The organism is Hoeflea sp. (assembly GCF_984452065.1).
The window spans coordinates 1-1332 of sequence record NZ_CFHWAF010000075.1; the positions used below are offsets into that span (position 1 = coordinate 1).

At 65.3% G+C, this 1332-nt stretch carries 2 protein-coding genes; both read right to left on the reverse strand.

Features of this window, described 5'->3' with window-relative positions; translation table 11 throughout:
- The coding region (locus AC5E6N_RS14870) for an aldehyde dehydrogenase family protein (protein ID WP_491748541.1) at positions 1 to 494 on the reverse strand (494 nt) is incomplete at its 3' end.
- A gap of 19 nt (positions 495 to 513) precedes the next feature.
- Positions 514 to 1332 (reverse strand): glutamate 5-kinase (proB, locus tag AC5E6N_RS14875; protein ID WP_491748542.1); only part of this gene is annotated, 819 nt, incomplete at its 5' end.

Consider the following 1332-nt stretch of genomic DNA (forward strand, 5'->3'; position numbering starts at 1 on the left):
GAGGAATTGTGCGAATCCGAGCCGCCACGCAGGATCACCGCATTGCCGGCCTTCAGGCAAAGGGCGCCGGCGTCGGCGGTAACGTTCGGCCGGCTCTCATAGATGACGCCGATGACGCCGAGCGGGGTGCGTACGCGTTCGATCCGCAAGCCGTTGGGCCGTTTCCATTGCGCGATGACGTCGCCGACCGGATCGTTGAGAGCGGCAATCGCCCGGATGCCGTCGGCCATGGCGGCGATGCGGCCGGCGTCCAGCTTGAGCCGGTCGAGGAACGATGCCGCCATATCGGAGGCGGACGCCTTTTCCATGTCGATGGCGTTGGCGGCGAGGATCGCGTCGCCCGCAGCCATGATCGCGTCGGCCATTGCGTTGAGTGCCGTGTTTTTCTGTTCTGCGGAAGCGATGGCCAGCGGGCCGCTGGCGGCGCGGGCATTGCGGCCAAGCTCCGCCATGACAGCGGCTATGTCCGTTTCCTTCGCAACGTCATCAAGCATTCGATCGCTCCTGTCGCCTCTACGCGTCTTCATTCGGGGCTATTTGTGCCCCTGTCAACACCATGTCGTCACGGTGAACCATGGCGGCCCGGCCCGAATAGCCCAGAATTTCAGCGATTTCGGACGATTTGCGCCCGGCGATCAGCGAGGCTTCGTCTGATCCGTAAGCCGCGAGCCCGCGCGCGAACTCGTAACCGGCGAGATTGCAAATGGCGACCGTGTCGCCGCGCAGGAACGTGCCGGCGACCTTTCGCACACCGGCCGGCAAAAGGCTCTTTCCGGATTTGAGCGCAGTTTCGGCGCCCGGATCGACAAAGAAACGCCCTCCGGGATCGATCTGTCCGGCAATCCATGTCTTGCGTGCCGTGACGGGAGACGCGCTGGGCTCGAACAGGCTGTGACGGGCGTCCTCGTCGATGGCGCGCAGCGGATGGTCGCGCTTGCCCGAGGCGATGATCATGGCGCAGCCGGCCTTTGTGGCGATGCGCCCGGCCTCGATCTTGGTCTTCATGCCGCCGCGCGAGAGTTCGGAGCCGGCATCGCCCGCCATGGCGTCGATATCAGGCGTTATCTCCGGGATATGATGCATGAAGCCGGCATCCGGATTGGTGTCGGGCGGCGCGGTGTAGAGCCCGTCGACGTCGGAAAGCAGCACCAGCAGGTCGGCGGCGGCCATGCTCGCCACGCGCGCGGCCAGGCGGTCATTGTCGCCATAGCGGATTTCGTTGGTCGCGACGCTGTCATTTTCGTTGATGACCGGTACGGCGCCGGCCGCCAGGAGCTGCTCGATCGTCGCCCGGGCGTTGAGATAACGGCGGCGCTCGCGCGTATCGTCCAG